Annotated in this window: 26 protein-coding genes, 1 tRNA gene, 1 other RNA gene and 1 pseudogene; 15 read left to right on the top strand and 14 right to left on the bottom strand. The window is 52.5% G+C overall.

Features of this window, described 5'->3' with window-relative positions; genetic code table 11:
- Positions 1–70 precede the first annotated feature (70 nt).
- Positions 71–886 carry a hypothetical protein gene (locus ACESSO_RS09235; protein ID WP_373164784.1) on the top strand — a complete coding sequence of 272 codons (816 nt, stop codon included), beginning with the start codon at positions 71–73 and terminating at the stop codon, positions 884–886.
- A 521-nt stretch (positions 887–1407) separates the two neighbouring features.
- On the opposite strand, the gene ssrS is transcribed toward ACESSO_RS09235, so the two are convergent.
- Both ssrS and ACESSO_RS09225 read right to left on the bottom strand, forming a co-directional pair.
- Positions 1408–1602: non-coding RNA, 6S RNA (gene ssrS, locus ACESSO_RS09230), on the bottom strand.
- Between the two features lie 30 nt (positions 1603–1632).
- A complete protein-coding gene (locus tag ACESSO_RS09225; RefSeq protein ID WP_373164783.1) occupies positions 1633–1908 on the bottom strand; it encodes a DUF1292 domain-containing protein in 276 nt (91 codons plus the stop codon).
- A 388-nt stretch (positions 1909–2296) separates the two neighbouring features.
- On the opposite strand from ACESSO_RS09225, the gene infC reads away from it, so the two are divergent.
- The 4 genes from infC (at position 2297) to ACESSO_RS09205 (ending at position 4230) form a co-directional block, all read left to right on the top strand.
- Positions 2297–2806 (top strand): translation initiation factor IF-3, encoded by a 510-nt coding sequence (infC, locus tag ACESSO_RS09220; RefSeq protein WP_297284107.1) that lies wholly within the window; start codon positions 2297–2299, stop codon positions 2804–2806.
- A 44-nt stretch (positions 2807–2850) separates the two neighbouring features.
- Positions 2851–3054: a 50S ribosomal protein L35 gene (gene rpmI / locus ACESSO_RS09215; protein ID WP_054327617.1), complete on the top strand. Its 204-nt coding sequence runs from the start codon at positions 2851–2853 to the stop codon at positions 3052–3054.
- 33 nt (positions 3055–3087) lie between these two features.
- A complete protein-coding gene (rplT, locus tag ACESSO_RS09210; RefSeq protein ID WP_373164780.1) occupies positions 3088–3441 on the top strand; it encodes a 50S ribosomal protein L20 in 354 nt (117 codons plus the stop codon).
- A 150-nt stretch (positions 3442–3591) separates the two neighbouring features.
- A complete protein-coding gene (locus tag ACESSO_RS09205) occupies positions 3592–4230 on the top strand; it encodes an orotate phosphoribosyltransferase (protein ID WP_373164778.1) in 639 nt (212 codons plus the stop codon).
- 18 nt (positions 4231–4248) lie between these two features.
- Here ACESSO_RS09205 and ACESSO_RS09200 read toward each other — a convergent pair whose 3' ends face one another.
- The 3 genes and pseudogenes from ACESSO_RS09200 to trmB all read right to left on the bottom strand — a co-directional run bounded on the left by ACESSO_RS09200 (position 4249) and on the right by trmB (position 5793).
- A complete protein-coding gene (locus tag ACESSO_RS09200; protein ID WP_373164776.1) occupies positions 4249–4611 on the bottom strand; it encodes a DUF134 domain-containing protein in 363 nt (120 codons plus the stop codon).
- A 3-nt stretch (positions 4612–4614) separates the two neighbouring features.
- Positions 4615–5019 (bottom strand): annotated as a pseudogene (locus ACESSO_RS09195) (NifB/NifX family molybdenum-iron cluster-binding protein); the annotation flags it as partial.
- Positions 5020–5133: 114 nt separating this feature from the next.
- Positions 5134–5793, bottom strand: coding sequence for a tRNA (guanosine(46)-N7)-methyltransferase TrmB (trmB, locus tag ACESSO_RS09190; RefSeq protein WP_373164774.1), 660 nt, complete (start codon positions 5791–5793; stop codon positions 5134–5136).
- Positions 5794–5929: 136 nt separating this feature from the next.
- Here trmB and malQ point away from each other — a divergent pair, with 136 nt between their 5' ends.
- The 4 genes from malQ to ACESSO_RS09170 all read left to right on the top strand — a co-directional run bounded on the left by malQ (position 5930) and on the right by ACESSO_RS09170 (position 9663).
- Positions 5930–7423: a 4-alpha-glucanotransferase gene (gene malQ / locus ACESSO_RS09185; protein WP_373164772.1), complete on the top strand. Its 1494-nt coding sequence runs from the start codon at positions 5930–5932 to the stop codon at positions 7421–7423.
- Between the two features lie 31 nt (positions 7424–7454).
- Positions 7455–8693 (top strand): HAD-IA family hydrolase, encoded by a 1239-nt coding sequence (locus tag ACESSO_RS09180; protein WP_373164770.1) that lies wholly within the window; start codon positions 7455–7457, stop codon positions 8691–8693.
- Positions 8694–8853: 160 nt separating this feature from the next.
- Entirely contained in the window at positions 8854–9495 is a 642-nt protein-coding gene (locus ACESSO_RS09175) for a helix-turn-helix domain-containing protein (protein WP_373164768.1), read from the top strand.
- Between the two features lie 92 nt (positions 9496–9587).
- Positions 9588–9663 (top strand) — tRNA-Gly (locus ACESSO_RS09170).
- Between the two features lie 75 nt (positions 9664–9738).
- On the opposite strand, the gene ACESSO_RS09165 is transcribed toward ACESSO_RS09170, so the two are convergent.
- A complete protein-coding gene (locus ACESSO_RS09165) occupies positions 9739–10605 on the bottom strand; it encodes a pyridoxamine kinase (protein WP_373164766.1) in 867 nt (288 codons plus the stop codon).
- A gap of 136 nt (positions 10606–10741) precedes the next feature.
- On the opposite strand from ACESSO_RS09165, the gene ACESSO_RS09160 reads away from it, so the two are divergent.
- From ACESSO_RS09160 to ACESSO_RS09145, 4 genes are read left to right on the top strand one after another with little or no spacing between them, the layout of a single operon-like run.
- Positions 10742–12058, top strand: a complete 1317-nt coding sequence (locus ACESSO_RS09160; RefSeq protein WP_373164764.1) for a glycoside hydrolase family 10 protein — start codon at positions 10742–10744, stop codon at positions 12056–12058.
- Entirely contained in the window at positions 12030–12761 is a 732-nt protein-coding gene (locus ACESSO_RS09155; protein WP_373164762.1) for an acyl-[acyl-carrier-protein] thioesterase, read from the top strand. The genes ACESSO_RS09160 and ACESSO_RS09155 overlap by 29 nt, the downstream gene beginning before the upstream one ends.
- Positions 12762–12765: 4 nt before the next feature.
- Entirely contained in the window at positions 12766–13077 is a 312-nt protein-coding gene (locus tag ACESSO_RS09150) for a hypothetical protein (protein WP_373164760.1), read from the top strand.
- Positions 13061–13498, top strand: a complete 438-nt coding sequence (locus ACESSO_RS09145) for a HEPN domain-containing protein (RefSeq protein ID WP_373164758.1) — start codon at positions 13061–13063, stop codon at positions 13496–13498. The genes ACESSO_RS09150 and ACESSO_RS09145 overlap by 17 nt, the downstream gene beginning before the upstream one ends.
- Positions 13499–13555: 57 nt before the next feature.
- Here ACESSO_RS09145 and ACESSO_RS09140 read toward each other — a convergent pair whose 3' ends face one another.
- Positions 13556–14839, bottom strand: a complete 1284-nt coding sequence (locus ACESSO_RS09140) for a glycosyltransferase family 2 protein (protein ID WP_373164756.1) — start codon at positions 14837–14839, stop codon at positions 13556–13558.
- Positions 14840–15167: 328 nt separating this feature from the next.
- Here ACESSO_RS09140 and ACESSO_RS09135 point away from each other — a divergent pair, with 328 nt between their 5' ends.
- Positions 15168–15668 (top strand): RNA polymerase sigma factor, encoded by a 501-nt coding sequence (locus tag ACESSO_RS09135; RefSeq protein WP_373164754.1) that lies wholly within the window; start codon positions 15168–15170, stop codon positions 15666–15668.
- Positions 15655–16707, top strand: a complete 1053-nt coding sequence (locus ACESSO_RS09130; protein WP_373164752.1) for a DUF4179 domain-containing protein — start codon at positions 15655–15657, stop codon at positions 16705–16707. The genes ACESSO_RS09135 and ACESSO_RS09130 overlap by 14 nt, the downstream gene beginning before the upstream one ends.
- An 80-nt stretch (positions 16708–16787) precedes the next feature.
- Here ACESSO_RS09130 and ACESSO_RS09125 read toward each other — a convergent pair whose 3' ends face one another.
- From ACESSO_RS09125 to murF, 7 genes are all read right to left on the bottom strand, one after another.
- The gene (locus ACESSO_RS09125) at positions 16788–17729 is read right to left on the bottom strand and encodes a magnesium transporter CorA family protein (RefSeq protein WP_373164750.1); all 942 of its coding nucleotides are present in this window, start codon (positions 17727–17729) and stop codon (positions 16788–16790) included.
- A 179-nt stretch (positions 17730–17908) separates the two neighbouring features.
- On the bottom strand, positions 17909–19057 hold the full coding sequence (gene ftsZ / locus ACESSO_RS09120; RefSeq protein ID WP_373164749.1) for a cell division protein FtsZ: 1149 nt from the start codon (positions 19055–19057) through the stop codon (positions 17909–17911).
- A gap of 269 nt (positions 19058–19326) precedes the next feature.
- Complete coding sequence (locus ACESSO_RS09115; RefSeq protein ID WP_373164748.1) at positions 19327–20223, bottom strand: cell division protein FtsQ/DivIB; 897 nt, start codon at positions 20221–20223, stop codon at positions 19327–19329.
- 113 nt (positions 20224–20336) lie between these two features.
- On the bottom strand, positions 20337–21473 hold the full coding sequence (murG, locus tag ACESSO_RS09110) for an undecaprenyldiphospho-muramoylpentapeptide beta-N-acetylglucosaminyltransferase (protein ID WP_373164747.1): 1137 nt from the start codon (positions 21471–21473) through the stop codon (positions 20337–20339).
- A gap of 55 nt (positions 21474–21528) precedes the next feature.
- Positions 21529–22794, bottom strand: coding sequence for an FtsW/RodA/SpoVE family cell cycle protein (locus ACESSO_RS09105; RefSeq protein WP_373164745.1), 1266 nt, complete (start codon positions 22792–22794; stop codon positions 21529–21531).
- A 36-nt stretch (positions 22795–22830) separates the two neighbouring features.
- Positions 22831–23832: a phospho-N-acetylmuramoyl-pentapeptide-transferase gene (gene mraY / locus ACESSO_RS09100; protein ID WP_373164744.1), complete on the bottom strand. Its 1002-nt coding sequence runs from the start codon at positions 23830–23832 to the stop codon at positions 22831–22833.
- A complete protein-coding gene (gene murF, locus ACESSO_RS09095) occupies positions 23829–25211 on the bottom strand; it encodes a UDP-N-acetylmuramoyl-tripeptide--D-alanyl-D-alanine ligase (protein ID WP_373164743.1) in 1383 nt (460 codons plus the stop codon). Before murF ends, mraY begins: the two co-directional genes overlap by 4 nt.
- Positions 25212–25225 lie beyond the last annotated feature (14 nt).

The following is a 25225-nucleotide window of genomic DNA, read 5'->3' as shown; positions in this document are numbered from 1 at the left end:
TTAACTATGTGAAACCGGCGCAAGCTATCCTGACATTACCCTGCTGCCACCGCTAGCCCGTGCGCTTGGCATGACAGTCGATGCGCTGCTCAACTTTCACCCCGCCCCCTCTACCGAGGAACTGTTTGCTATCACCCAACGCCTGCGTGCCATATTTGATGAGCAGGGCTTTGATGCCGGACAGCAGGCAACGGAAGAAGCGCTGCATGAATATCCATCCTGCGGTGCGCTCAAAATCTCAGCGGGCGGGCTGTATTTCCATTATCTCGCCTCTGCTCTTGCTCATGCAGACGACCCAGAGCAAAGAGGTGAGGCGCTCATCGCCCGCTGTCTCGCGCTGTTCGAGCAGGGTGAGCAGCAAAGCGAGGAACCGGGCGAGAAGCTGGGCGCCAAACTGCTGCGCATCAACGCGCTGACCATGCTCGGGCGCTACGACGAAGCAGAGGCACTGATTGACAGCCTGCCCACGCGGCCGCTGGCAGATGCGGACGTGCTGCGTCTCAACCTACGGCTGGCACAAAACCGATTGGGTGAAGCCGAACAGCTTGCCCGAAAGCGGCTGTTAACCCACGTCCACGAAACGCTGGGTGCACTGATGAACTTAACCACGGTTGCGCGGCGGAAAAAAGAGTTCCCCGCTGCACACCGTTACCTGAATGCCTACCGCGCGCTAGACGAGCTGTTCGATCTGGACCGTTCCAACGGCCTGCTGCTCGAACTCATGCTGGCACAGGATGAAGGCGACACTGCTCGTACATTTGACCTGCTTGATGCGTATATCGACGCACGACTGTCCTACACACTGGATTATCGGAAAACCCATTTTTCCCCGGTGTACAGACCCATGTACCGACCAAAAATGAAATCATCGAGACCCACCGCCTGACCCTGCGCTCTCTGGAAGAGGATCCACAGTACGAACAGATGCGAGGGGAACCCCGCTTTCAAGCCGCGCTTGACCGGCTTCGTTCCATCATTTCTTCGGAAGCATAAAAAAACGCCCGAAACGGTTTTCCGTTTCGGGCATCACCCTTTATTGAGACATTTTTTCATATTCAGAATGGAACTCCCTTTTTATTATCCGGGAAATAAATATAAAAAAACCACGCGGCCGCATCCTTTTCCAGCATGCGCTCCCTGCGTGGACATATCCGTAAGCGTTTTACTTATCGCTATGCGTCTCATGTTCCTCACCGAAAATCAAATCATCGATATCCGGACGGTCGGGCTGCTGGGGAATCTTAAGATTTCTCATGTGTCTTTGCACCTCCTTTTTATATTCTCTTTGTTCATTATATCATCTTATGCAAAAAAAGCAAATAAAATTCCTGTAAAGTTACACAAATGTAACAAATTTTTAACCAACCGAGCGATTGCCCATCATCACCGTCAGACCGTTGGGCATTAAAATACCCCGCCCTGCCGATGCAGCCCAATTAGTAACCTGCACGACTCATGCAGGTGGGTTTTCTGTTTGGCATGTCTGCGCTTCCAACGTCCGTGTATACCCGGGAGGCCTGCTGCTCAATGCCAAAACTTTCCGAAATCCCGTACTAAAAATGTGGGTTAAAAAAGGGCTGCTGTCGTACAGGGCAGGGATTCGACTCATCCATGCCGCGTGCGAATTATGAATTATTCTTCCTCTTCCGCCTCGGCGCGTTCCATTACGATGTCAAACACCGCATCTGCGATCTCGTCATCCTCGACCGCCTCCAGCATTTCCTCGCCGTCTTCCTCTACGATTTGCATGATAACAACTTCCGCATCCTCCTCAACGGAAAGCTCCGCCGGGATAAACGCCAGATAGGTTGTTCCCTGATATTCCACGGTGTCGATGTGCTCAAACTCAACTTCGTTGCCGTCCTCATCAATCAACGTGACAAAATCGTTGCCGTATTCCTCGCTCACGATCCGGCACCTCCTTAATGATTCAAATTCGGTATATGCAGAGAGAATTCCTCCCTCTGCCTTTAGCATAACAAATCGAGTCGCTTTTGTAAAGCCCTATTATCGCGCGCCGTACTGTCATAGTATGCTGCCTGTGCGAAATATCATACCAGTTAAAATAGCCGAAATAAAGCCTTGACTTTCTCTTTCATTTCTGATATAGTGTTTTAAGTAACAAGGAAGAAGGCAATGTCCTCACCCGCAGCGTTTGAGCAAACGGGTTAATAAAGCAAAAATCTGTTTCGGTACGGGTTTGCGTTTTATGCATGGAGGACGGTCGCTTTCGATCGGTCCTTTTTCTTTTTGTCTTAACCCATTTATCGTTTGGAGGTGCTTACCAATCAGCAGCATGGAACATCAAATCAATGAAGAGATCCGCGACAAAGAAGTCCGTCTGATCGGCGATGACGGCCAGCAGCTCGGCATTGTTCCCATCCAGCAGGCACAGGATGCCGCCGTGGAAAAGGGTATGGATCTGGTGAAAATTGCCCCGCAGGCGAAGCCGCCGGTCTGCAAAATCATGGACTACGGCAAGTTCCGTTTTGAACAGGCCAAGCGTGAAAAAGAAGCGCGCAAGAACCAGCGCGTCGTGGAGATCAAAGAGATTCGCCTGACCCCCAATATCGACGTCGGTGACCTGAACACCAAGGTAAAAAACGCCTGCCGTTTCCTTAAGGACGGCGACAAGGTCAAGGTTTCGGTTCGTTTCCGCGGCCGCGAGGTCACGCATGCGTCGCTCGGTCAGGATCTGCTCCATCGCTTCGCGGAACTGTGCTCGGAATGCAGCACGGTAGAAAAGCAGCCCAAGCTCGAAGGACGTCAGATGCTGATGTTTCTGGCGCCCGCTAAGGACAAGTAAACCAAAACGCGCCTTGCGCGCAAATTCAGAGAGGAGCAAACCTTATGCCTAAGATCAAAACGCACAGCGGTGCAAAGAAGAGATTCTCCGTTACCAAGAACGGCAAGTTTAAGCGCGGCCATGTCGGCAAGCGTCACCTGCTCAACGGCCATGGTAAGACGACCAAGCTGAAGCGCCACCTCCGCAAGGAAGGCTTCGCGGATTCCACGAACGTAGCGCAGCTCAAGCGTCTGCTGCCGTATAAGTAAGTAACAACATCTTTCATATAGGAGGCAATTACAATGGCAAGAGTTAAGGGCGCAATGATGACGCGCAAAAGAAGAAAGAAGATCCTCAAGCGTGCAAAGGGCTACTGGGGTGCCAAGTCTACCCACTATCGTGTAGCCAATCAGGCGGTCATGAAGAGCCTGAAGTACGCGTATATTGGCCGTAAGCACAAGAAGCGCGACTTCCGCCGTCTGTGGATCACCCGTATTTCGGCTGCTGCCAAGTCCTGCGACATGAACTACAGCCGCTTCATGAACGGTCTAAAGAAGGCCGGTATCGACCTGAACCGCAAAATGCTTGCGGAACTGGCTGTTAACGACAAGGCTGCTTTCGCAGCACTTGCTGAGAAGGCTAAGGCTGCGCTTTAATCCTTTGTTTTCTAACCCTGCTGCACATTGCGGCAGGGTTTTTTTATCGGCATAATTCACAAACCTTGCTTCGCTTTTTCTTGCTCTGCTGATAAAATTGCGCTATAATAAGCTTGTGATTTTCTAACAGACAAAGAAAGGTGGTCATTTATGCAGCAGCCGATCCGTATTATTTCCCGTTCCAACAAGCGTCTGTATGCAGATGCGATTCCGGGTCATTTTGCAACCAATCATTCCCACATCAATTATTATATCGACATGTCCGAAATCAAGCACAACATGACCATGGCTCTAGAGGCCGCACACAGCATCGCATTTCGCTTTTCCTCCGTCAGCGTGGACACCTTGCTCTGCCTGGAGGGCACGGAGTACATCGGCGCATATATTGCCAAAGAACTTGCCAGCTCGGGCATTGGCAGCCTGAACAGCAACAAAGTCATTTACCTTGTCGAGCCGGACAGCAACGTCAACGGTCAGTTTATGTTTGCGGACAACCTACGTCCCATGATTGAGCATCGCAATGTGCTGGTGCTGGTCAATACTGCATCCACCGGTCAGACACTTTCGCAGACACGCGAGTGCATTGAATACTACGGCGGCCGCGTAGCCGGTTATTCCGCGCTGTTCTCCAACATTTCCGAGTTGGACGGCAAACCGGTTGTCAGCCTGTTTTCCGGAGAGGATTTCCCGCATTATCATAACTTTGTACGCGGCAAAAACTGTCCCGCCTGCGCAGCCGGCGTACCGTTGGACGCCATCGTCACCCCGCGCGGTTACACCAAATTATAACGGAAAAGACCGGAAGGCTCAGCCTTCCGGTCTTTGTTTTCCGCAGCCGTGATGTCCACAGCAACCGCCACGCATGCAATGCGCACGTTTTTCGCACACTTCAACGTCGCCGCCCTCGATGCGCAAAGTACGTCCATTAACCAACGCCTCCGCCAGCTTGTGCCGCGCCGTGTTGTAGATTGATTGCACCGTCGTGCGCGCTACGCCCATCTGCGCCGCTGCCTGTTCCTGCTGCATACCCGCCAGATCAATCAGCCGGATGACCTCGTACTCATCCAGCCCCAACATAACCGGTTCACCCATGCAGCCAATTCCACGCGGGCCAAACTCACGGCAAACCGGCAAGCCGCACACACGACGGCATTTTTTCGGTCTGGGCATTGCTTAACCGTGACAGTGACCGCCGCAGGCATGGTCACCGTGCGAAGCGCAGTCATGCCCTTCCCCATGATGCCCATGGTGGCTGCATTGAACATCCGGATTATACGCAAGAGAACCGGACAGAAACGCCTCAACCGCCGCATCCGCACTGCCATGAACGCCGCCAAGCAGACGGATATTCGCTTCTGCGAGCGCGGCCTGCGCGCCTCCGCCGATACCGCCGCAAATCAACGTATCTACGCCCTGCGATGCAAGGAAACCCGCCAGCGCACCATGTCCACTGCCGTTAGTATCCACAACCTGCGAAGAAAGGATTTTTCCATCCTTGGCTTCATATACTTTGAACTGAGCGGTATGGCCGAAATGCTGGAATACCTGCCCATCCTCATAAGTGACTGCGATTTTCATGGAAATACGCCTCCATATTTTGTTTCCGGCATATGCCGGTTATAAATCTATTGTACTATATTTCCGACATATGTCAAGAATAAAAAAGCAGCCCGCAGGCTGCTTTCCTTTTCTTCACTTGCGCAGGAATTCCGGCAGACGGCGGCGTGCCTCCAACCGATAGATGCGCGCGCCCTCGGACGAGAATTTTTCCTCATATTCTGTCATCACATTACCCTCAAAATCCGAGTGATGCAAGTCGAGTGAAATATTCTGCAGCAGCCAGCCAAACTGGCAAATCTCCGCCAACGTCCACTCAAAGAACCGCTGATTATCGGTCTTAAAGCAGATATCCCCCTGCTGCTTTAATATCTCGTCGTACACCTCAAGATATGCGCGCCACGTCAAACGGCGCTTGCGCTGCCGATTGGGCGGCCACGGGTCGGAAAAATTGAGATAAATACGGTCTACCTCACCGGGTGCAAATACCTCGCGCAGCTCGGCTGCATCAAAGGATACAAACCGCAGGTTGGGCAGCGGATGCTGCTGGCAGCGCTCAGCCGCCATGATAAGCGCCCCCTCCTCCCGCTCAACCGCAATAAAATTCACGTCCGGATGCTGCTCCGCCATGCCAATAGTAAAACGTCCCTTACCGCAGCCGATTTCAACGTGCAGCGGATGGTCGTTTCCGAACAGCGCACGCCATTTGCCGCGCTTTTCCTTCGGCTCAAACGCCATCACGTCCGCGCAGGCCGCAAAGCGAATATCAAGATTTTTCTTTTTGCGCATTCTCATGCGTCAAATTCCCCTTTTTCCTGTGTAATTTTCAGCCTTTTCATTATATCCTGCCCCTGCACACTTGGCAAGTAAAATTGACAAATTTCCATAAAACACGCTATAATACAACTATATTCAATTGGGGGATGTATTTATGTTTCACCGTTCCAGCGGCGTGCTTGCGCACGTCACTTCCCTGCCCTCACCGCACGGTGTAGGCACCATGGGCAAGACCGCCTATGAATTTGTTGATTTCCTCGCAGCAGCGCATCAGACTTACTGGCAGGTGTTGCCTCTCGGCCACACCGGTTTCGGCGATTCGCCTTATCAGTGTTTTTCCGCTGCGGCGGGCAACCCGTATCTGATTGACCTCGACTTACTGGTTGAGGATGGACTGCTGACCGAAGCGGAGGTCAAAGCGGGCGACTTTGAAGCCTCGCCGGACACTGCGGATTTTGAACAGCTGGCTGATACCCGCTGGCCGCTGTTCCGCAAGGCCTATTCGCGTATCGATGATGCTTTGCGCGAAAAAATCGACGCGTTCACTGAGGAACACGCCGAATGGCTGCCGGATTATGCGTTGTTCATGGCACTCAAGGAAGAGAAATACCATCACATGCCGGTCTACATGTGGCCGGAAAAAGCGGTGCGCGACCGCAAACCGGAGGCTCTGAAAAAAGTGACCGAAGAACTGCGGGACGAAATTGACTTCCGCATTTTCCTGCAATATATTTTCTTCACCCAATGGAAAGCACTGCGCGAATATGCCAACGAGCACGGCATTCAAATTATCGGCGACATTCCGATCTATGTCTCTGCTGACTCCGTGGACGTATGGACGCACCCCAAGCTGTTCAAGCTCAAAGCCGACCTCAGCCCAAAGCTGGTCGCAGGCGTGCCGCCTGACTACTATTCCGCCACCGGCCAGCTGTGGGGCAATCCGGTCTACGATTGGGATGCACACCGCGCAGAGGACTTTGCTTGGTGGATTTGGCGCATGAAGAGCAATATGGCGCTGTTCGACGTAGTACGGCTCGACCACTTTCGTGGGTTTGCCGCCTACTGGGAAGTACGCGCAACCGAGGAAACCGCTATCAAAGGACACTGGCGCAAGGGGCCGGGCATGGAGCTGTTCCATGCCATGGAAAAAGCACTCGGCCCTCTGCCGCTGATTGCAGAGGATTTGGGCGAAATGACCGATGAGGTTCGTGAGTTGCTGGCAGAAAGCGGTTTCCCGGGCATGAAAGTGCTGATTTTCGGCTTCACGCCTGACTGCGACAACGAACATCTGCCGCATAACTTCGTGCCCAACAGCATTGTATACACCTCCACGCACGACTCTCAAACCGTATGTGAACAGATTATGGATATCTGCACCGAACCGGAAAAGCAATTTGCCTATCGCTATCTGCGCACCTCGCACAGCGAAGCCATGGGATGGAGCGCAATCAAGAGCGTGTGGGCATCCCCTGCACACATCACCATGACCACGTTACAGGATCTGCTTTCTTTGGGTGCAGATGCGCGCATGAATACCCCTGCCACCATCGGCGGCAAAAACTGGCGCTGGCGCGTGCGTAAAGAAGCATTGAACCCCACGGTCTCCGCCATGCTTGGCGAAATCACACAGACTTACATGCGCGGATGAGACTGCGCTACGTCAAAAAGGATAAGATAGCATGAAAATTACGACCGCAATTTTTGATTTGGACGGCACCCTGCTCAACACGCTGGGCGACCTGACTGACAGCGTCAACTGCGCCATCGTGCGCCGCGGCTTTGCCGCTGTGACCGAAGAGGAAACCCGTGTGCGCGTTGGCAATGGTGTACGCAAACTGATTGAACGCTGCATCCCGGAAAACAAACGTACAGAAGCGATGATTGACACGTGTCTGGACGAATTTCGCACGGCTTACAACCAGCGTATGATGAACCGTACCCAACCGTATGACGGCATCCTGCCGCTGCTGCGGCAGCTGAAAAAGGCCGGCGTCTCGGTCGGCGTATTATCCAACAAATACGATTTAGCGGCTAAGAGCCTGATTCGCCACTTTTTCGGCGATCTGGTGCAGATCACCTACGGCGAACGGCCGGATATTCCGCGCAAGCCCGACCCCACCAGCGTATTGCAGCTGCTGCGCGAACTGGGCGGTGACGCAGCCACAACGCTTTACATCGGGGACAGCGCAACCGATATGCAGACGGCTAAAAATGCCGGTCTGCTGGCTGTTGGCGTAACATGGGGCTTTCGCTCGGCCGAAGAATTGACAGATGCCGGCGCAGACGCCCTTGTCAGCAGCCCTGCCGATCTGCTGCCGTTGTTCGAGCGCGGCCTGCTGGCCGTGGACGCCATTTGTCAGGCGTTTACAAAGCGCGGCTTTGGCTTTACTTACTTTCCGACCGCAGCGGACGCCCTGCCGTATCTCATCGATGCCTGCGCGGGCAAATCCGTTTCTCTTGGCGGCTCCATGACACTCAAGGAACTTGGCTTTCCCGAAGCCTTCTCTAACAGTACCGCCGTACATTGGCACTGGGTACGTGCCGGGGAGTTTTTCCAGACGCCGGATATTTACCTCAGCTCGGCTAACGCACTGAGCGAAAACGGTGAGGTTGTCAATATCGACGGCACATGCAATCGTATCGCCGGTACGCTGTTTGGTCCGAAACGCTGCATCTTTGTCTGCGGTATCAATAAGCTGTGTCCCGATCTGGAGAGCGCTGTCAACCGAGCGCGTAATATTGCCGCGCCGCTTAATGCCCAGCGTTTGGAGAAGAAAACCCCCTGCGCTGTGGATGGCAAATGCCACGACTGCCAAAGCCCCGAGCGCATCTGCCGTGCCATGACCATTCATATGGGACCGCCGCAAAGCATGGAACGCTGTGAAATTGTCTTAATCGGCCAGCCGCTTGGCTATTGACCTGCTCTTGCCATTCTGACACTAAATCCGCGTGTTTTCTTTCAAAACACGCGGATTTTTTCAAATGCAACCCGTAGTTGCGTGATTTCAAGCCAAACACGGTGGCATGCAACCGTGTTTTTCGATATAATGACCTCACCAACCAAGGAGGTAACCAAACATGACACTGGGAGAGAAAATCACCGTTCTTCGAAAAAAGCGCGGTCTGTCGCAGGAGGAACTGGCCATCACGCTGGGCGTATCACGGCAGGCAGTCAGCAAGTGGGAGCTTGGCGACGCAACGCCGGACACAGAGAAAATCGTTGCGTTGGCAGAGTATTTCGATGTGACAACCGACTGGCTGCTGCGGGATATCGAGCTGTCTGCCCCGGAAAGCAAAACCAATTCCATCGCATCCGTTGCAGAAATGCTCCGTGGGGCCCCTATGTTGCTGAACCTGACCATTGGCGGCAATGTCTTTGGCGCTGCCTTGATGATTTACGACCTGTGGCAACAAACGTATTATCATATCCCGACCATTGTCGGTCTATTCATACAGATCGGCATGTGCACCCTTTTTCTTGGACTGTGTAGTTCCATTCAAACGCAGGACAACAGTACCGAACGACATTGGCAGCAGAGATACTGGCGGTGCAATATTTATGCGCTTGCACTCATGCCCAGCTTCTGGGCGGCCAGTATCACGCTCAACATACTGGCACAGTGTTTTCCTGTGTCCACACTTCTCCTGCTGCCAATGACAACAGTGATCTATGTTCTGGTATGCGCGCGGATGCATTTCGTCACCCGTGGGGTTCGATAATTTTTTTTGTTTTTTTTACATTTCTGCTTGACAGAACAGCATGCCTTTGCTATAATCAATATCGCGCTGAGGAGTTCGGCGCGATACAAAATGCGGCTGTAGCTCATCTGGTAGAGCGCCACCTTGCCAAGGTGGAGGTAGCGAGTTCGAGCCTCGTCAGCCGCTCCAGAAACGAAAGCACTGTCTAAATGACAGTGCTTTTTCTTTATTCCAAACTGATTCATGTAAAAAGCACCAGCCCTGTCAATTGACAGGGCTGTTGCTTTCCATATTCTTAATTTGATAAGAACCGTCTATCAGGCGATGCAGCAGCTTTTCAAACTGTACCCCATGCATCGGATCGGTTTTCTGCTCTAACGTATAAGCAATGCAATCCTTGACATATTCTCCTGCTTGTTCACAGGCTTCTGTCAGCCGTTCACCGTTGAGCAGCGCTGACAGCATGACCGATGCAAACAAATCCCCCGTACCGGGATAATACCGGTCAATACGCCGATGCAGGCTAAGCGCGCCATCGCTCTCCGACAGGCAGCCCGAACCGACCTTTCCTTTCTCGAAATCCAATCCGGTCAGCACAACCTGCGCACCATAGCGTGTGCGCAGCGCCCGCAGCCACTCCCACGCCTCGTCTGCATCGCGCGGCTTGCTGTTCGGATCACGGTCGAGTAAAATCGCCGCCTCGGTTGTGTTGGGCGTAATGATATCCGCAATCGCACACAGCTCACGCATACGGGTGCACATTTCCGATGTATAGGTATCATACACCTTCCCGTTATCTCCCATGACCGGATCGATCAAGGTCATGCCATCCGCCTTTTTCAGCCGTCTGGCCGCCTCCCCGACGCAGTCAATCTGATCTGCCGAACCCAAAAAGCCAGCGTAGATCGCCTCAAAGCGTAACTCCAGCGCATCATATTGGTCGATAGTTCCCGGCATTGCACCAGTCAGGTCCGTGGTAATCCAGCCGGGAATCGCAGTATGCGTGGAAAATACTGCCGTCGGCAACGGCACACACTGATGCCCTCCCGCAGAAATCACCGCAATGATCGGCACCAGCGACGACCGCCCAAAGCCCGATAAATCATGCAGCGCCAGAACCTTTTTTTGCATGGCCATTCACATCCTTTTTTCTGTCCGTGTTCCATCATACGATGAATCCGTGCCCCTGTCAATCATTCTTGCTTTCTCCTGGCCATAATGGTAAAATAATTATATTATTTACGTTAACTGTCAAAGGAGTCTTTCCATGCTCAAGCAACGCATTTTTTCCATTGTTCTGGTATTTACTCTGATTTTTTCCAGTGCCGGCGCTGTCCAAACAGCGCAAGACGGCATGCGCGGCGTATGGGTTTCCACCATATATAACATTGATTATCCCTCTGCACAGGGGCTGTCGGCAGATGCGCTTAAAAGCGAAGCGGATGCCACTCTCGATAATATTGCGGCGATGGGACTGAATACGGTATTCCTGCAGGTTCGTCCTTCCGCCGACGCACTTTACCCATCGGAGATTTTCCCGTGGAGCCGGTATATCAGCGGTACTGTTGGACAGGCGCCGGACGGCGATTTCGACGTTCTCGCCTACTGGGTTGAAGGCGCCCACAGCCGCGGCTTACAGCTGCATGCTTGGATCAATCCCTATCGCATCACGAAAGACGGCGAAAGCGAGTGGGAGTCCTTGCCCGAGAACAGCCCCGCCAAGCAGCATCCGGAATGGGTTGTAAAATATGAGGACAATTACTACTTCAATCCCGGTTTGCCTGCCGTACAGCAGCTTGTGGTGGATGGCGCATCTGAAATTGTGAAAAACTATGATGTAGACGGCATCCATCTGGATGATTATTTCTATCCGGGCACAGATTTTGATGATTCTTCCACCTATGCCCGCTATGGACAGGATTTCAGCGACATCGGTGATTGGCGCCGTGATAACGTTAACACCCTGATCGCCACACTCGACAAAACGCTGCACGAAATCGATCCAACCTTATCGTTTGGCGTCAGCCCTGCCGGTATCTGGGACAACAAAACCAACAATCCCAAAGGCAGCGAAACCAACGGCCGCTCCTCCTATCGAGAAATCTATTGCGATTCCGTCGAATGGATTAGAAAGGGAACGGTCGACTATATCTGTCCGCAGCTTTACTGGTCTATCGGCTATGAAATCGCCGATTTTCAGGTATTGGTGGACTGGTGGCAGCAGATAGTCTCCACCAGCGATGTGGCTTTGTACATCGGCATCGGCGCCTATCGTGCGGCCGAAGCCCAGCCGGGCGATGTCTGGTATGGCACGGATGAGCTGCAGCGTCAGCTCACTCTGCTAGATGACAGCATTGATATTCAGGGCGAGGTATTTTTCAGCTACTCTTCCCTGCAAAACGTAGACGGCTGCGCGGCAATGCTTTCCGAGCACTATGCATCCAATGAAAAAACACCGGATGCCACACCGGATACTTCGGTGCAGCAGTCCTCGCTGCTTGAACTGGTTTCCCGGTTTATTGTCAGCCTGTTTCATAACAAGGAGGCGTTTTCCTTTGGCAGATCTTCTCTCCCGCGAATATGAGGTCAATTACGGCCACATCGACAACCGCGGTATTGCAAAACCATCCTTTCTCTGGCTGGTCATGCAGGATGCCGCCACTGTGCACGCAGAATCGCTGCATCTTGCTCAAGATGAACTGAATATCCTGTGGGTACTCTCACGTATGAAAGCGCATCTGACGCGCCCTCTGCGCCCGTATGAGCGTATCCGCTGCGAAACATGGTGTCCCGGTATCCGCGGAGCAAGCTGGTATCGCTGTTTTGCATTCTTTGCGGATGAACAGCAAATTGGCGACGCACAATCCATGTGGGTCACGCTCGATCCGGTATCTCACCGTATTCTGCGTCCCAGTTCTTTCCCAGCTGCAGAAAGCTATTTGCACACCGCGCGCGGAGAACTGTTTGAACCGCTGCCCAAGCTGTCCTGCGATACTGTACGGCCGCATCATATCCATACCGTGCAGTATTCGGATTTGGATGTCAATAATCATGTTAACAATGTGCGCATCGTAGAGCTGATTTCGGACGCGCTCGACCTGCAACGCCAGCCGGGCTTTGTCTCTTCCCTTCAGGTCAACTATACTGCCGAAACCGCTTTCGGCGAACAGCTTGCGCTGCTCTGCGGCACGGTAGACGGCGCGCGCTATGTACGCGGCGAAACAGATGGTAAGGCGCATTTTGAGGCGCTTGCGACCCTATCGCCATTTGAAATGCAGGAGGCATGACCACATGACCGAACTGATTCAACAAGCCACGGCGGATATTCTCCGCGTATGTCAACCGCACCGAATTATTTTGTTTGCAGAAAAGCGAACCATGGCCACTGGCAAGCTCAAGTCCCTCAGCCTGTGTGTCATCGTACCGGACGGCACGGATTGCCGTCATCTGCGCACCCAGCTGCATCTGGCGCTTTCCGCTGATATTCCAGTCAATTTAAGTGTGTACACCGCCGAGGAGTGGGACGAGCTGCTGGAGGATGAAACCTCTTATGCCGCATGGATCGCCCGGAAAGGCCAGGTGATTTATGAGCAGAAGACGTAAAGGCGCATCCGACAGCCACTTTTACTATAAATGGCTGGATAAAGCGTTATGTGACCTGCAATGTGCACGCCTACTGTTGACATATGGCGGTGACCACTATAATATCGCGTTTCACTGCCAGCAGGCAATTGAAAAAGCGCTCAAGGGATATCTGCTGTTTCGTACCGGTCGGCATTACGATGGTCACAACTTGACTTATCTGTGTCGTCAGGCTATTCAACAGGATGCCGATGCTTTCTCGGAATATCTTGACGAGAGCGCCGCACTCAATGATCTATATATTGAAACACGATATCCGACCGACCTTCCGTTTGAAATTGATGAAATCGAAATCCGGCGGTATTTGGATATGGCGGAACGCATGTTCGCAGCTATTCGGCGCGAACTATATGCCAGCGGCCGACCACATTGCGTTGAATAGCAGAAAAAAGCTGCTGCAACTTTGCGTTGCAGCAGCTTTACGTTTGTATCTTAGATGTTAAGCGCGCTCATTCTCATTCTGTGCTTTTGCAGTAAGGCCATGACGAATGGGCTTCCACTCGACTTTTCCAACCAGCGCGACCAAAGAAATCGGAATATATGTCAGCATAAACAGCGGGAAAGTAAATACATATAAAATCTTTTTCCAAGCGCTGCCCTTGATTTTCTTCCATTCGGTCGCCATCGTGAAAGCACCGAACATAAACAGACTGAACGAAATTCCCTTAACTGTGGCCAAAACAATTCGTCCCAGCATACGCAGTACACGGTATGTAATAAACGCCGGCTGTGACAGGCTGCTCAGGCAGGCAAACAGGGCAAGTCCCAACACGCCAATCGTCACCAAATTGCAAGGCGCTACCGTCATAAGCATATCATAGCAGGATACGCCTTTTCTGCCGCCGCGCAAACAACCGCGCAGCAACGGCGCCGTATACTTCGCATCCACCTGGTAAAAGCCTTTGCTCCAACGCAGACGCTGATCCCAGGACTGACGGAACTGAATGGGCTGCTCATCATAGATGATTGCTGTACCGCAATAGCCAATCTTCCGGCCGCGCGCCGCACAGGCAATAGAGAACTCAATATCCTCTGTCAGCAGATGATAGGGCCAGCCGCCCTCCTCGCGGATGACATCCGCCGCAACCAAAAAGCCTGTACCGGAAACAGCGCAGTTGACACCAAGTTGTGTGCGCGGACGATTAAGAAAACGCGCCTCACGCAAGAACCAAAGTGCATAGCCTGCGGAAATCCAGTTGTCACAAAAGTTTTTCGAATTACGATAGCTGGTCAGCGCAGTATACTCACCGGTGTCAAACATCTTATTCATCTCGCGCACAAATTGCGAGTCCACCAGATTATCCGCATCGAATACGAAAAATCCATCATACGTTTTTTCGCCGTAATCCTCAAAAATATGATGGAACAAATAATCCAGCGCATATCCTTTGCCAACCTGCACCTTGTTAAAACGCTCATACACGATTGCACCCGCCTTGCGGGAGACATCCGCTGTACTGTCCGTGCAGTTATCCGCAATGACAAAGATGTCCAATAATTCCTCTGGATAATCCTGTCGTTTTAGCGTTTGAATCAAATCTCCAATAACGCCCTCTTCATTGCGCGCTGCAATGATCGCGGCATACCGGTGCAGCTCTGCGTCCTGCTTGCCCTGACGGCCTTTGCCAAGCAAGCCAACCACCAGATACACGATCTGATAAGCATATGCTGCTGTAAAAAATACAAATAAAACGAATTGCAGACTCTCTAAAAACCGAAGCATAAAAATCCTTCGTCTCCTTCATCTTTGTCCGATTATTTTCATCCCGTTTTTCCTTGTAATATCATAGCACTATTCCCGTTTAATGCAACAGCTTTTTGCGCTTTTTCACCTGCTTGCCCGCATTTTTCTCTGTTCGCACAAAAATCCAGTGATTTTTTCTGCAAATTTCATCACTGTTTTCTGTCACATTTTGTCGTTATGCTAATCACATTATAGCACAATACTTCTACCCATTTCCGCAAGAAATTATGAAGATAAAAAATATTCTGCTATTTTGTCACACAACACAGCACTCAATCGTTATCGTAGTGAAAGGGGATGAAGCCTTATGCCGGTCTGGCAAGATGCAGCCGATGCAGCAACCTTCGTGCGTTTATACTCCGGCATGATCCTTCGCGTATGCTTTACGTATTCGCTCGGCCGGGCGGACGCGCAGGACGTGTGCCAGAATGTATTCCTGAAACTGCTGCAAATTGACCGAAAGTTTGACACAGAGGGCGAAACCCGCGCTTTTATTGTCCGCATGGCGATCAACGAGTGCAAAGACATTCTCAAGAGCGGCTGGCGCCGCCGCTCTGTCCCACTGGACGAATTGCTTGAGCGCGAGATTCCCTTTCTGCCTGCGGAAGATACCGGCGTACTGGCCACGGTACAGCGTCTGCCGGTAAAATACCGCGAGGTCATCTACCTGTATTATTGCGAAGGCTACAATGCCGAAGAAATTGCAGCGATGGTCGGGGCGAAACCCGCCGCCATTCGGCAGCGACTCGCCCGCGCCCGTGCCAAACTCAAACAAGAACTGGAGGGCAGCGAATATGAGACAATATAAGGATGCGCTCGATGCGCTGCGCTTTACCGAGGAGGAACAGGATATGTTGATTCAACGACTCAATCAGGCGGCACAGACTGCCCCAACACCGCACAAGCGGCGGCACCCGCGCAGAATTATTCTCATCGCGGCCGTAGCCGCATGCGTGCTGGCTTTCACCGCAGCGGCAGGCGCAGTTGTCGGCTTTTTTGCCGACCCGGAATCTGGACGCACACAACTTGCGAAATTTTTCCAGATGTCTGACGGCGATGTCGAAACAGACACAGGTTTTGTTGCCAGCGGCGCCAGCGATACCGCTCACGGTGTGACTATTTCGCTTGACGGCATCTACGCTGATGATCAGACCGTATACGCAATTTTCTCCGCCGTCAAGGATGATGGTACACCGTTTGTCGATATACAGGAACACCCAAACACCGACTTCCTCACCTTTAAAGACTACGATGTCCGCACCGACGGAGAATGGAGCTTTGGCAGCGGAAGTCCAAGCGCGGCAACCGACCTGACACAGTTTTTCTTCCAGATTGAAATGGATATGAGCAACATCGACCGGTGGCAAGGTAAAACCGTGCGCTTCACCTTCTCCGACATCATCAGCTATATGAGAGAAGGCAGCTATTGCGGACCGGATCAAACCCTTGTATCCGGCAACTGGAGCATCGAGGTGCCGCTTGAAAGCACTGATACCGCAGTTTATGCGCAGGCCGGTCAGGTCATCCCCTATGGCAATCTGAACGTCACGATCGACAGCATCGCATTCACACCGGCCTACTATCATCTGGAATGGCACTTCGACAAAGAGATGACCTTTGACGATGACATGAACCTGTACTTGGATGGCGTGCCGGATGAATACGACAATCAGTATTACACAGAGGGCAGTTCCCCCATTCTAACGCTTAAAGACGGCACAACCTATGATCTATGGCAGGTTGGCCACTCCAACACTGGCCTGCTCCCGGAAATCATCCCACTGGAGGAGATGGAATCCATCACAATTTTCGGTCAGACCATTCCCCTCGTATGGCAAAACGAATAATACAACAGAAAAGGGCGCGCAGCTGCGCGCCCTTCCCTTTTCCCGAAAAATAAAAAGCGCCGCAAACGCGGCGCCGGAAATCAATCCAAATTCTTCTTTTTGAGCATAAACCACGCAAAAAAGCATGCAGCGACCGAAATCAGCAGTGGAATCCACCAGACAAAGTCTCCCGGCAAGCCGCCACCTTCAATATTCATGCCGTAAAAACCAAAGATGATATTGGGAATGGTCATGATGATGGTCAGAACCGTGAGCACCTTCATGATGATGTTTAGGTTGTTGGACACAACCGATGCATATGCATCCATCGTACCGGACAAAATGCTCGAATAGATACCGGCCATCTCGATAGCCTGTCGAATCTCAATCAGTGCATCCTCCAGAATATCACGGTCATCCTCGTACAGCTTAAGCACGCGCCCGCGCAGTACTTTTTCCATCGTTACTTCGTTGCCCTTGAGCGATGCAGAAAAGTAAACCAATGATTTAGAAAGTCCGAGCAACTGAATCAGCTCTTCGTTTTTGAGCGAATCATATAATCGCTTTTCGATGCGGGTAAAGTCACGCTCAATCATACGGAGGTTTTTCAAAAAGCGTCCTGCCACGCGCAGCAAAATCTGAAAAACAAATCGCGTACGCAGCGCTGTATGCACGCCTTTCACCGCACCCTCCGCAATTGAACGCAGGATGATGCTGTCCTCCAGGCAGACCGTGATGACCGCGTTCTGTGCCACAACAATACCCATAGGCAAAGTGCTGAACATCTGACCGCCATCTTCAACCGAGCTTTTTTCCACCATTGGAATGTCGACAATCATCAACAGCTGATCGTCCTCAGTTTCAACACGCGAACTTTCCTCCGGGTCGAGTGCCGCGCGGATAAATTCCTCTTCCACATGCGCTGCACGAGCGATTTCCTCCAGCTCATCCGAGCTGGGATGCACCATATTCACCCAGCAGCCTTCAGCAAATCCGCTGATCTCCGTAATTCTTCCGTCAATTGTCTTGTAAAATTCTACCATACCTTACCGCCTTTCCGCGGCTTCACATCGCTGTGTCACCGCGAGTTTGATTTATCTTTTTACTTCGAGGGTCTGCACTCACGGTAATCACGCTCCCTTTTACAAGAATTTTACAAGGTCTTATCAGACCAAAACAGCCCTGAACAGGGCTGTTTTCAAGGCGCTATTTTCAACTGAACTCAGCGATGGTCCTTATCAAAGATACGCATCAGCACATCAAACGCTGCATCATCCGAACCCAGATCACTGGATTTCGACTGGGACGAAGCAGGCTTCTCCTCTGCTGCCGCAGTGGATGCCTCAGTAAACAAACCGGAGCCGGAAGCCTGTTCGGGCTGCTTGCCATCCATATTCATTTTTGCAGAGTTCGGGATGCTGTCAAACCCGGTTGCGATGACTACCACGCGAATCTCATCATCCATAGTATCATCGATAAACGCACCGAAAATGATATGCGCATCCGGATGTGCCGCCTGCTGTACCATGGTAGCCGCCGTCTCAACCTCATCCAGACCAATATCGTCCGAACCGATAACAGAAACGATGACACCGTGTGCCATATCAATCGAGGTTTCCAGCAGCGGGCTGGAAATCGCCATACGGGCCGCTTCGGCGGCTTTATCTTTCCCAGCAGCACGGCCGGTGCCGATATGTGCATAACCTGCGTCCTTCATAACCGAAGTAACATCGGCGAAGTCCAGATTGATGAATCCCGGAACGGTAATTAATTCGGAGATATTCGCTACCGCCTGGCGGAGTACACCGTCCGCAATTTCAAATGCGTTCTTAAAGGTGATCTTCTGCTCGGATACGTACTTGAGGCGCTCGTTCGGAATAATAACCAGCGAGTCAACATTTTTGTTCAGTTCATCAATGCCACCCAACGCCTGTTCCAAACGCTTCTTGCCTTCAAATGCAAACGGACGGGTAACAACACCAACCGTCAGAATACCCATTTCACGGGCAATCTGCGCAACCACCGGTGCCGCGCCGGTGCCGGTACCGCCGCCCATGCCGGCAGTAATAAAGACCATATGTGTATTCGCAAGTGCCGCAGCGATCTGATCCTTGCTTTCTTCCGCCGCCTTACGGCCGATCTCCGGGTTTGCGCCTGCACCCTGTCCTTTCGTCAGCTTCTCGCCAATCTGGATCTTGGTACCGGCCTGAGAATAGTTCAGTGCCTGCATATCCGTGTTGATCGAAACAAACTCAACACCCTGCACACCGCTTTCGACCATACGGTTGACTGCGTTGCCGCCGCCGCCGCCTACGCCGATTACTTTAATGTTAACTACACTATCCAAGCTCTGTTCAAACTCGAAACCCATTATTGCCATCCTCCGTTTTATGATAAAGAATCGTTCAGATTATCTTATACGTTCTTCTGTGTGGACGCTGCTGTCTATCGCAAGCGAGCTGTCCCTATTGTTTTAATTTTACCTCTAATTGTTCCATTTTGCAACAGAAATTAGTGAATTACTCAAAAAAAACTGAAAGTTTTCTGTATCTTTCCACCAAATTTATGCCAAATGCCCTTGCGAATCCGTGCTGCACACGGTATTCCGGCCTTCTTTTGTCCCTTTTTCCTCCCTTTTCCTCACACATCCCCATCAGTATCCGCTTCATCTGCCGTGCTCACGTCTTCCCCGGCTTCTTCGTTCGAACGCTGTGTCTCATCGACGCTGCCCTCGGACAAATCCGGCATCTGAGATGCCTCTGTATCTGTTTGCTGCGCAGTATCTTGTGTCGAAACATCCGTCACCGTGGAAGATGCTGCCAAGCCCATACCGGCTTTTTCTATATTTTCCGCCGTATCCGGCACATAATGCAGGCGGTTCTGCGCATCCCAGTACAACTGACCGATATCGGACGGCGACAGACGATCCTCAATGACCGTTTGCGCAAAACGCAAATAATACGCCAGATTATCCACCGAATTGACTCGAATATCAAACCGTTTTTGATACCCGATGTGAATATCACGCAGGTCGGACAGATTGATAAAATTGAGATCACCGAGCATATCGGCGGCATCCAGCGTCTGCAGGATGGTCAACAACTCCTCTGCTGACTTACTGGAGTCTTCCGTCAGGATCTTTCCGAGCGGCACATCAGACAAAGTCATACCCGTGACAACAGGCAAACCATTACTGGTCGCACTCTGTTCCAGTGCCTTGCCCTCTTTACTGAGCAGCAGATAGCCTCCATTCGATGCGATGGCTACCGACGCGGAGCATTCCGTCACGGTAACCACCAACGCATTGGGTAAATGCCTGCGAATCTGCACGCTTTGGAGATACGGGAACTTTTCCAACATCGCATCACAGACTTTAACTTTATTCCATAGGTAGAGGTTGTCCCCTTGCTTGACATCCATGCCTGCAACGATTTCTTCCGCCCGGTATTTCTGCGCACCTTCCACCGTTATAGTATCAACCTTAAAAAAAACCGTCAGCGCCAATATCGCCGCCGCCAGCAAAATTCCGAGAAACAATATGCGCCCAATCGTATGAAAAAAGCGTTGTCGCCGGCTGACACGCCGACGCATCTTCTCGGGCGTGTTATGTCTTCGCCTTCTGCGTCTCATGATGGCGCCCCTTCGTTTTTTTATTTCCCGTAATGCTCAATTGCCCACAGGATCTCACGATAAATCTTTTCACTTGCGTCATGTGCAGCCAGACTGGTTGCGGCACGTCCCATCTGCTGCAGCCGGTCGCGATCTGCAAGCATCAGCTGTATCTCGTCATACAGCTTTTGCGGCGACGCATCCTTTTCCAGCAGCACACGGCAGCCGCCCGCCTTTTCCAGCGCACGGGCATTCTTCTCCTGATGATTTTCCGCCACAAACGGAGACGGCACCAGAAGCGCAGGCCGTCCCAGCATGCACAGCTCACCCAGCGTCGCCGCACCCGCGCGACAGACAACCAGATCAGCTGCAGCCAGTCGATCGGCCATATCGTAAATATATTCCGTCACTTCAATGTTGGGGTGCTGTTCCAAATCCGCACCCTGCTCTTTCGCCATACGCGGCAGCCATTCACGTGCCGCCGCTCCTGTTGCGTGTACATGATGATACGGCACGTCATTTTTGCACTCCAGCGCAATCGTACCCGCCATATGCTCATTCATATATTTTGCGCCCATCGACCCCCAGAAGGAAACCACCATCTGGTCCTGATCGGTCAGCCCAAAACGCGCGCGTGCTTTTTCGCGATCCGCAGAGAGAATTTCCCCGCGCACAGGAGCACCGGTCAGCACGACCTTATCTCCGCCGCCCAGAATTTCCTTGGCCTGCTCAAAGCAAACCAGCACACGGTCTGCCTTTTTGGAGAGCATCTTTGTCACCTTGCCCGGCAGCGCGTTCACCTCCAGCAGCACCGTGGGAATTCCCATTTGCTGCGCGGCCCGCACCACCGCAAATGACGCATAACCGCCGCAGCCGATGACACAATCCGGTCGCGCCTGACGCAGCAGTTTTTTTGCTTTACTGATAGCCGATACCGCCAGCTTTGCTGCCTTTATATTATGTGCCACGCCTTTCGGACTGAGTGAACGCGACATACCGATAATTTCAATTGCATCCAGCGGATACCCTTCGCGCGGCACCAGTTTGTTCTCAATTCCGCGCGCCGAACCCGCAAAACGAACCACAGTGTCCGGGTGCTTGTGTTCAAAGTAACGTGCAATCGCCAGCCCGGGTGTCACATGGCCGCCCGTACCGCCGCCGGTGATATACAGTCTCAATTGAGTTCCCCCTTTTCCGAAAGCCCTCTGCCTTATTGAATAGGTCCATCTTTCCTCATTCATCCGCGCGGGTTTCCACACGTGCATAACGGGAAATATTCAGTAGTATGCCCATTTCCCCCATCTGCATCAATAATGCTGTACCGCCGTAGCTGAAAAACGGCAGACTTGCACCGGTAACCGGAATAATGCCCGTGATAACAAACAGGTTCATCAGCGTTTGAATCGCCAGCTTTGCCGTAATGCCGGTCGCAAGTAGACAGCTGAATTTATCCGGCGCTGCCCGTGCAATACGGAAACCGCGGAATATCAGATAAGCAAACAGCAGCAGCACCAGCAAAGCGCCGATAAGTCCCATTTCCTCACACCAGGAGGAGAAAATAAAGTCGTTCTGCGGTTCGGGCAGATACAGGTGCTTTTGCATTCCCTTGCCCAGACCGCGACCAAGCAAGCCGCCCGAGCCGATGGCAATCTGGCTCATTGCACCCTGCCATCCCTCGCCCTGCATGTTGGCAAACGGATTCAGCCAGACGGAAAAGCGTTCCCGCACGTGCTCAAATGCAAAATAGAATCCGGTCAAAATGCCTGCAGCCGCCGCGAAGATAGGCCCGAAATACCACAGGCGCATACCGCCCGCCACCAAAATGACAACGCCAAGACCACAAATAATCATCATGGCCGAGGTATGCGGTTCAAAAAACAGCAGCACAATATAAGCCGCCAAAAGAAAACCATATGGCTTAATCAAGCCCTTAAAGGTTCGTATTCCCTGCGTATCGCGTGCAATCCAATAGGAAAAGCAGATGATAACCGTAATTTTGGCCAGCTCGGACGGCTGAAAGCCAAACAGCCAGCGCTGTGCTCCCTTGGAAGCCGTGCCAAGCGGCGTAATGACCAGAACCAGAAGGATAAGCGATAAAATCATCAATTCCTTGTGAAATCGTGCATACAACTTATAGCTGATTTTGGAAATCACGATCATTGCAACGACGCCCGCTGCCGCATTCACACCCTGACGGGAAATAAAATATGTAGCGCTGCCCTGATAAAACAGCGCATTGGAATAGCTTGCGGAAAACAGTGCGATAAGACCGATCACCAGCAACAGCAGCACCGACCCAAACACACCCACATCCCATGCATGAGCGCGCACCCGCGCCCGTCTGTGTGTCCGCGCAGGCGGATTTGCATGCGTTTGCATCATAGCTGCATCACGCGGTACGATCGCGCGATCCGGCCGAAGCGTCGAACGGGTCGAAGCGATCCGCCGCCGTGGTTCCGGTCGGCGCGGCGAACGCGCCTGTCTGGTTGTTGAGGCCATGAGGACACCTCCGAAGGGTTTAGGTTTAAAAGTTGATTAGGGCAGCACCGGAGCCAGCGCTACAAAATATGCCAGCAGGCAGAGCAGCACCGTGATGCCTGAAAAGGTCAGCACGATTTTTTTCTCGCCCCAGCCGCACATTTCAAAATGATGGTGAATCGGCGCCATTTTAAACAGGCGTTTACCGTGCGTTGCCTTAAAATAGGTTACCTGAAGAATAACAGACAGGGTTTCAATGATGTAAATCAAACCGACAATCAGCAAAATCAGCGGCATATCACATGCGAATGCCAGACCTGCCACCGCACCGCCGAGGAACAGAGAACCCGTGTCGCCCATAAATACTTTCGCCGGATTAAAGTTATAAATCAGGAATGCCGCCAGACCGCCTGCCAGCGCGGCTGCGAAAATCACAACGCCCGCGTCGTCGCGCGCAATGCCCACAAAGACAAAGAACAGCGCGACCGGCAGCGTTACGCCCGCCGCAAGACCATCGATGCCGTCGGTCAGATTAACTGCGTTATCCGCACCCACAATGACAAACGCCGCAAAAATGATGTACAGCGGCCACGGCCAGATGAAAACAATATCGGTAAACGGAATCCACAGACGCGGCGCGCTGTCCGCCCCGAGGAAAAGCACCAGAATAAACGCACCCGCCACGAGAATCTGAAGCACAAGCTTCTGTTTTGGCGTCAGACCTGCATTTTCCTTCTTGCGAATCTTGGCGTAGTCATCCACCATGCCGACCGCGCCGTATGCCACAGCAAGGCCGAGCACTGCGAGCGAGGACATGCAAATCTGCCCTGCGAAGCTATTGCCCGCTGCAACCGCAACAGCAATTCCGATAATGAACATGAAGCCGCCCATCGTCGGGATATTCTGTTTATTCATATGCCATTTCGGCCCGATCTCAAGGATTTTCTGGCCGAATTTCATCTTGCGCAGATAACGGATCACGGCTGGCCCGATCGCCGCTGTCAAAACGAACGCAACCGCACAGGCAATCAGTGCCGTGTAAAGATTTGCTGGTGTCATTCTTCCACGTCCTCCCCTAAGAACATCGCAAGCGCGCGCTCCATCTGCATGCCGCGGCTGCCCTTAAATAGTAAGGCGTCTCCCTTTGCTGCGTCCTGCCGCAGCGCTGCGACCAATTCCGTCTGGTCGTCAAACGCAAACGCCCGTTTCATTCCGTTTTCTTCAGCCCCCGCAACCATCGCTTTCGCATCCGGTCCGTAGGCATACAGTGCATCTGCATACCGAGCCGCCGCACGACCCGCTCTGCGATGCCCTTCCTCCGCATAATCGCCCAGCTCGAGCATCGAACCAAGCACAGCAAAACGGCGACCCTCCGGCGCCATCGTACCCAGCACTGCCAGCGTCGCTTCCATGGCATCCGGGCTGGCATTGTAGCAGTCGGAATAAATATGGTAGCCGCCCTGTTCATAAATGTTCTGCCGCATGCCGCTGGCTTCATAGCAAGCGAGGCCCTGTGCAATCTGCGCAGGTGTCTCGCCCAGCAGCAAACCAACCGCTGCCGCCGCCAAAGCATTGAGCACATTATGCGCGCCCGGAATAGCGAGCTTAGCGGTAAAGTGCTCACCGCACGGCAGCGCCACCTCGGACAGTTTGTTGTTTATGATATCAAATGTACCGTCTTTATGCAAGCATGCGGTCAAATCACATGCGGAATTTTCGATACCATAGGTAACCACCCGGCAACCCAGGCGCTCACGTTTCTCCCACAACAGCGGCTCATCACCGCACAGTACGGCACAGCCGCCCGGCTGAAGTCCTTCCAGAATTTCGAGTTTTGCCTTGCAGATGCCCTCACGCGAGCCAAGAAACTCGATGTGCGAAGTGCCGATGTTGGTGATAACCGCGATATTCGGCTGCGCTGCCGCCGTCATGCGTGACAATTCTCCAAAGTGGTTCATACCCATCTCGGCCACCATCACCTCGGTGTCCCGCGTCATACGGAACAAGGTCAACGGCAGACCGATCTCGTTATTCAGGTTGCCCTCGGTCTTTTGTGCACTCAATCCCTGCGACAACACCGCATACAGCAGCTCTTTGGTCGTAGTCTTTCCAACCGATCCGGTCACGCCAACCACCTGACCACCGCACAAGCGCCGGTAGCCACCTGCCAAATCCAGCAGTGCCTGCGAGGTATTTTCCACATACAGCGTCGGCACCGGATATTCTTCGTTTTGCCGGTGGGACACCACCGCAGCCGCTCCGTTTCCGATCGCCTTATCAATAAAATCGTGCGCGTCAAACCGCTCACCTTTGATCGGCAGGAACAGCGCATCAGACGGAATCTGTCGGGAGTCGGTCGAAACAGCCGCTAAAACTGCCTCACCGGTTGTTTTCCCTCCGGTCCACTCCGCCGCCTGCGCCAGCGTAAATTGTTCCATGCACTCGTTCCCCC

The organism is Agathobaculum sp. Marseille-P7918 (genome assembly GCF_964248325.1).
In the GTDB taxonomy this organism is placed as follows: Bacteria; Bacillota; Clostridia; order Oscillospirales; family Butyricicoccaceae; genus Agathobaculum.
The sequence above is the reverse complement of the archived record's forward strand: the minus strand, read 5'-3'. Positions and strand labels throughout refer to the sequence as shown.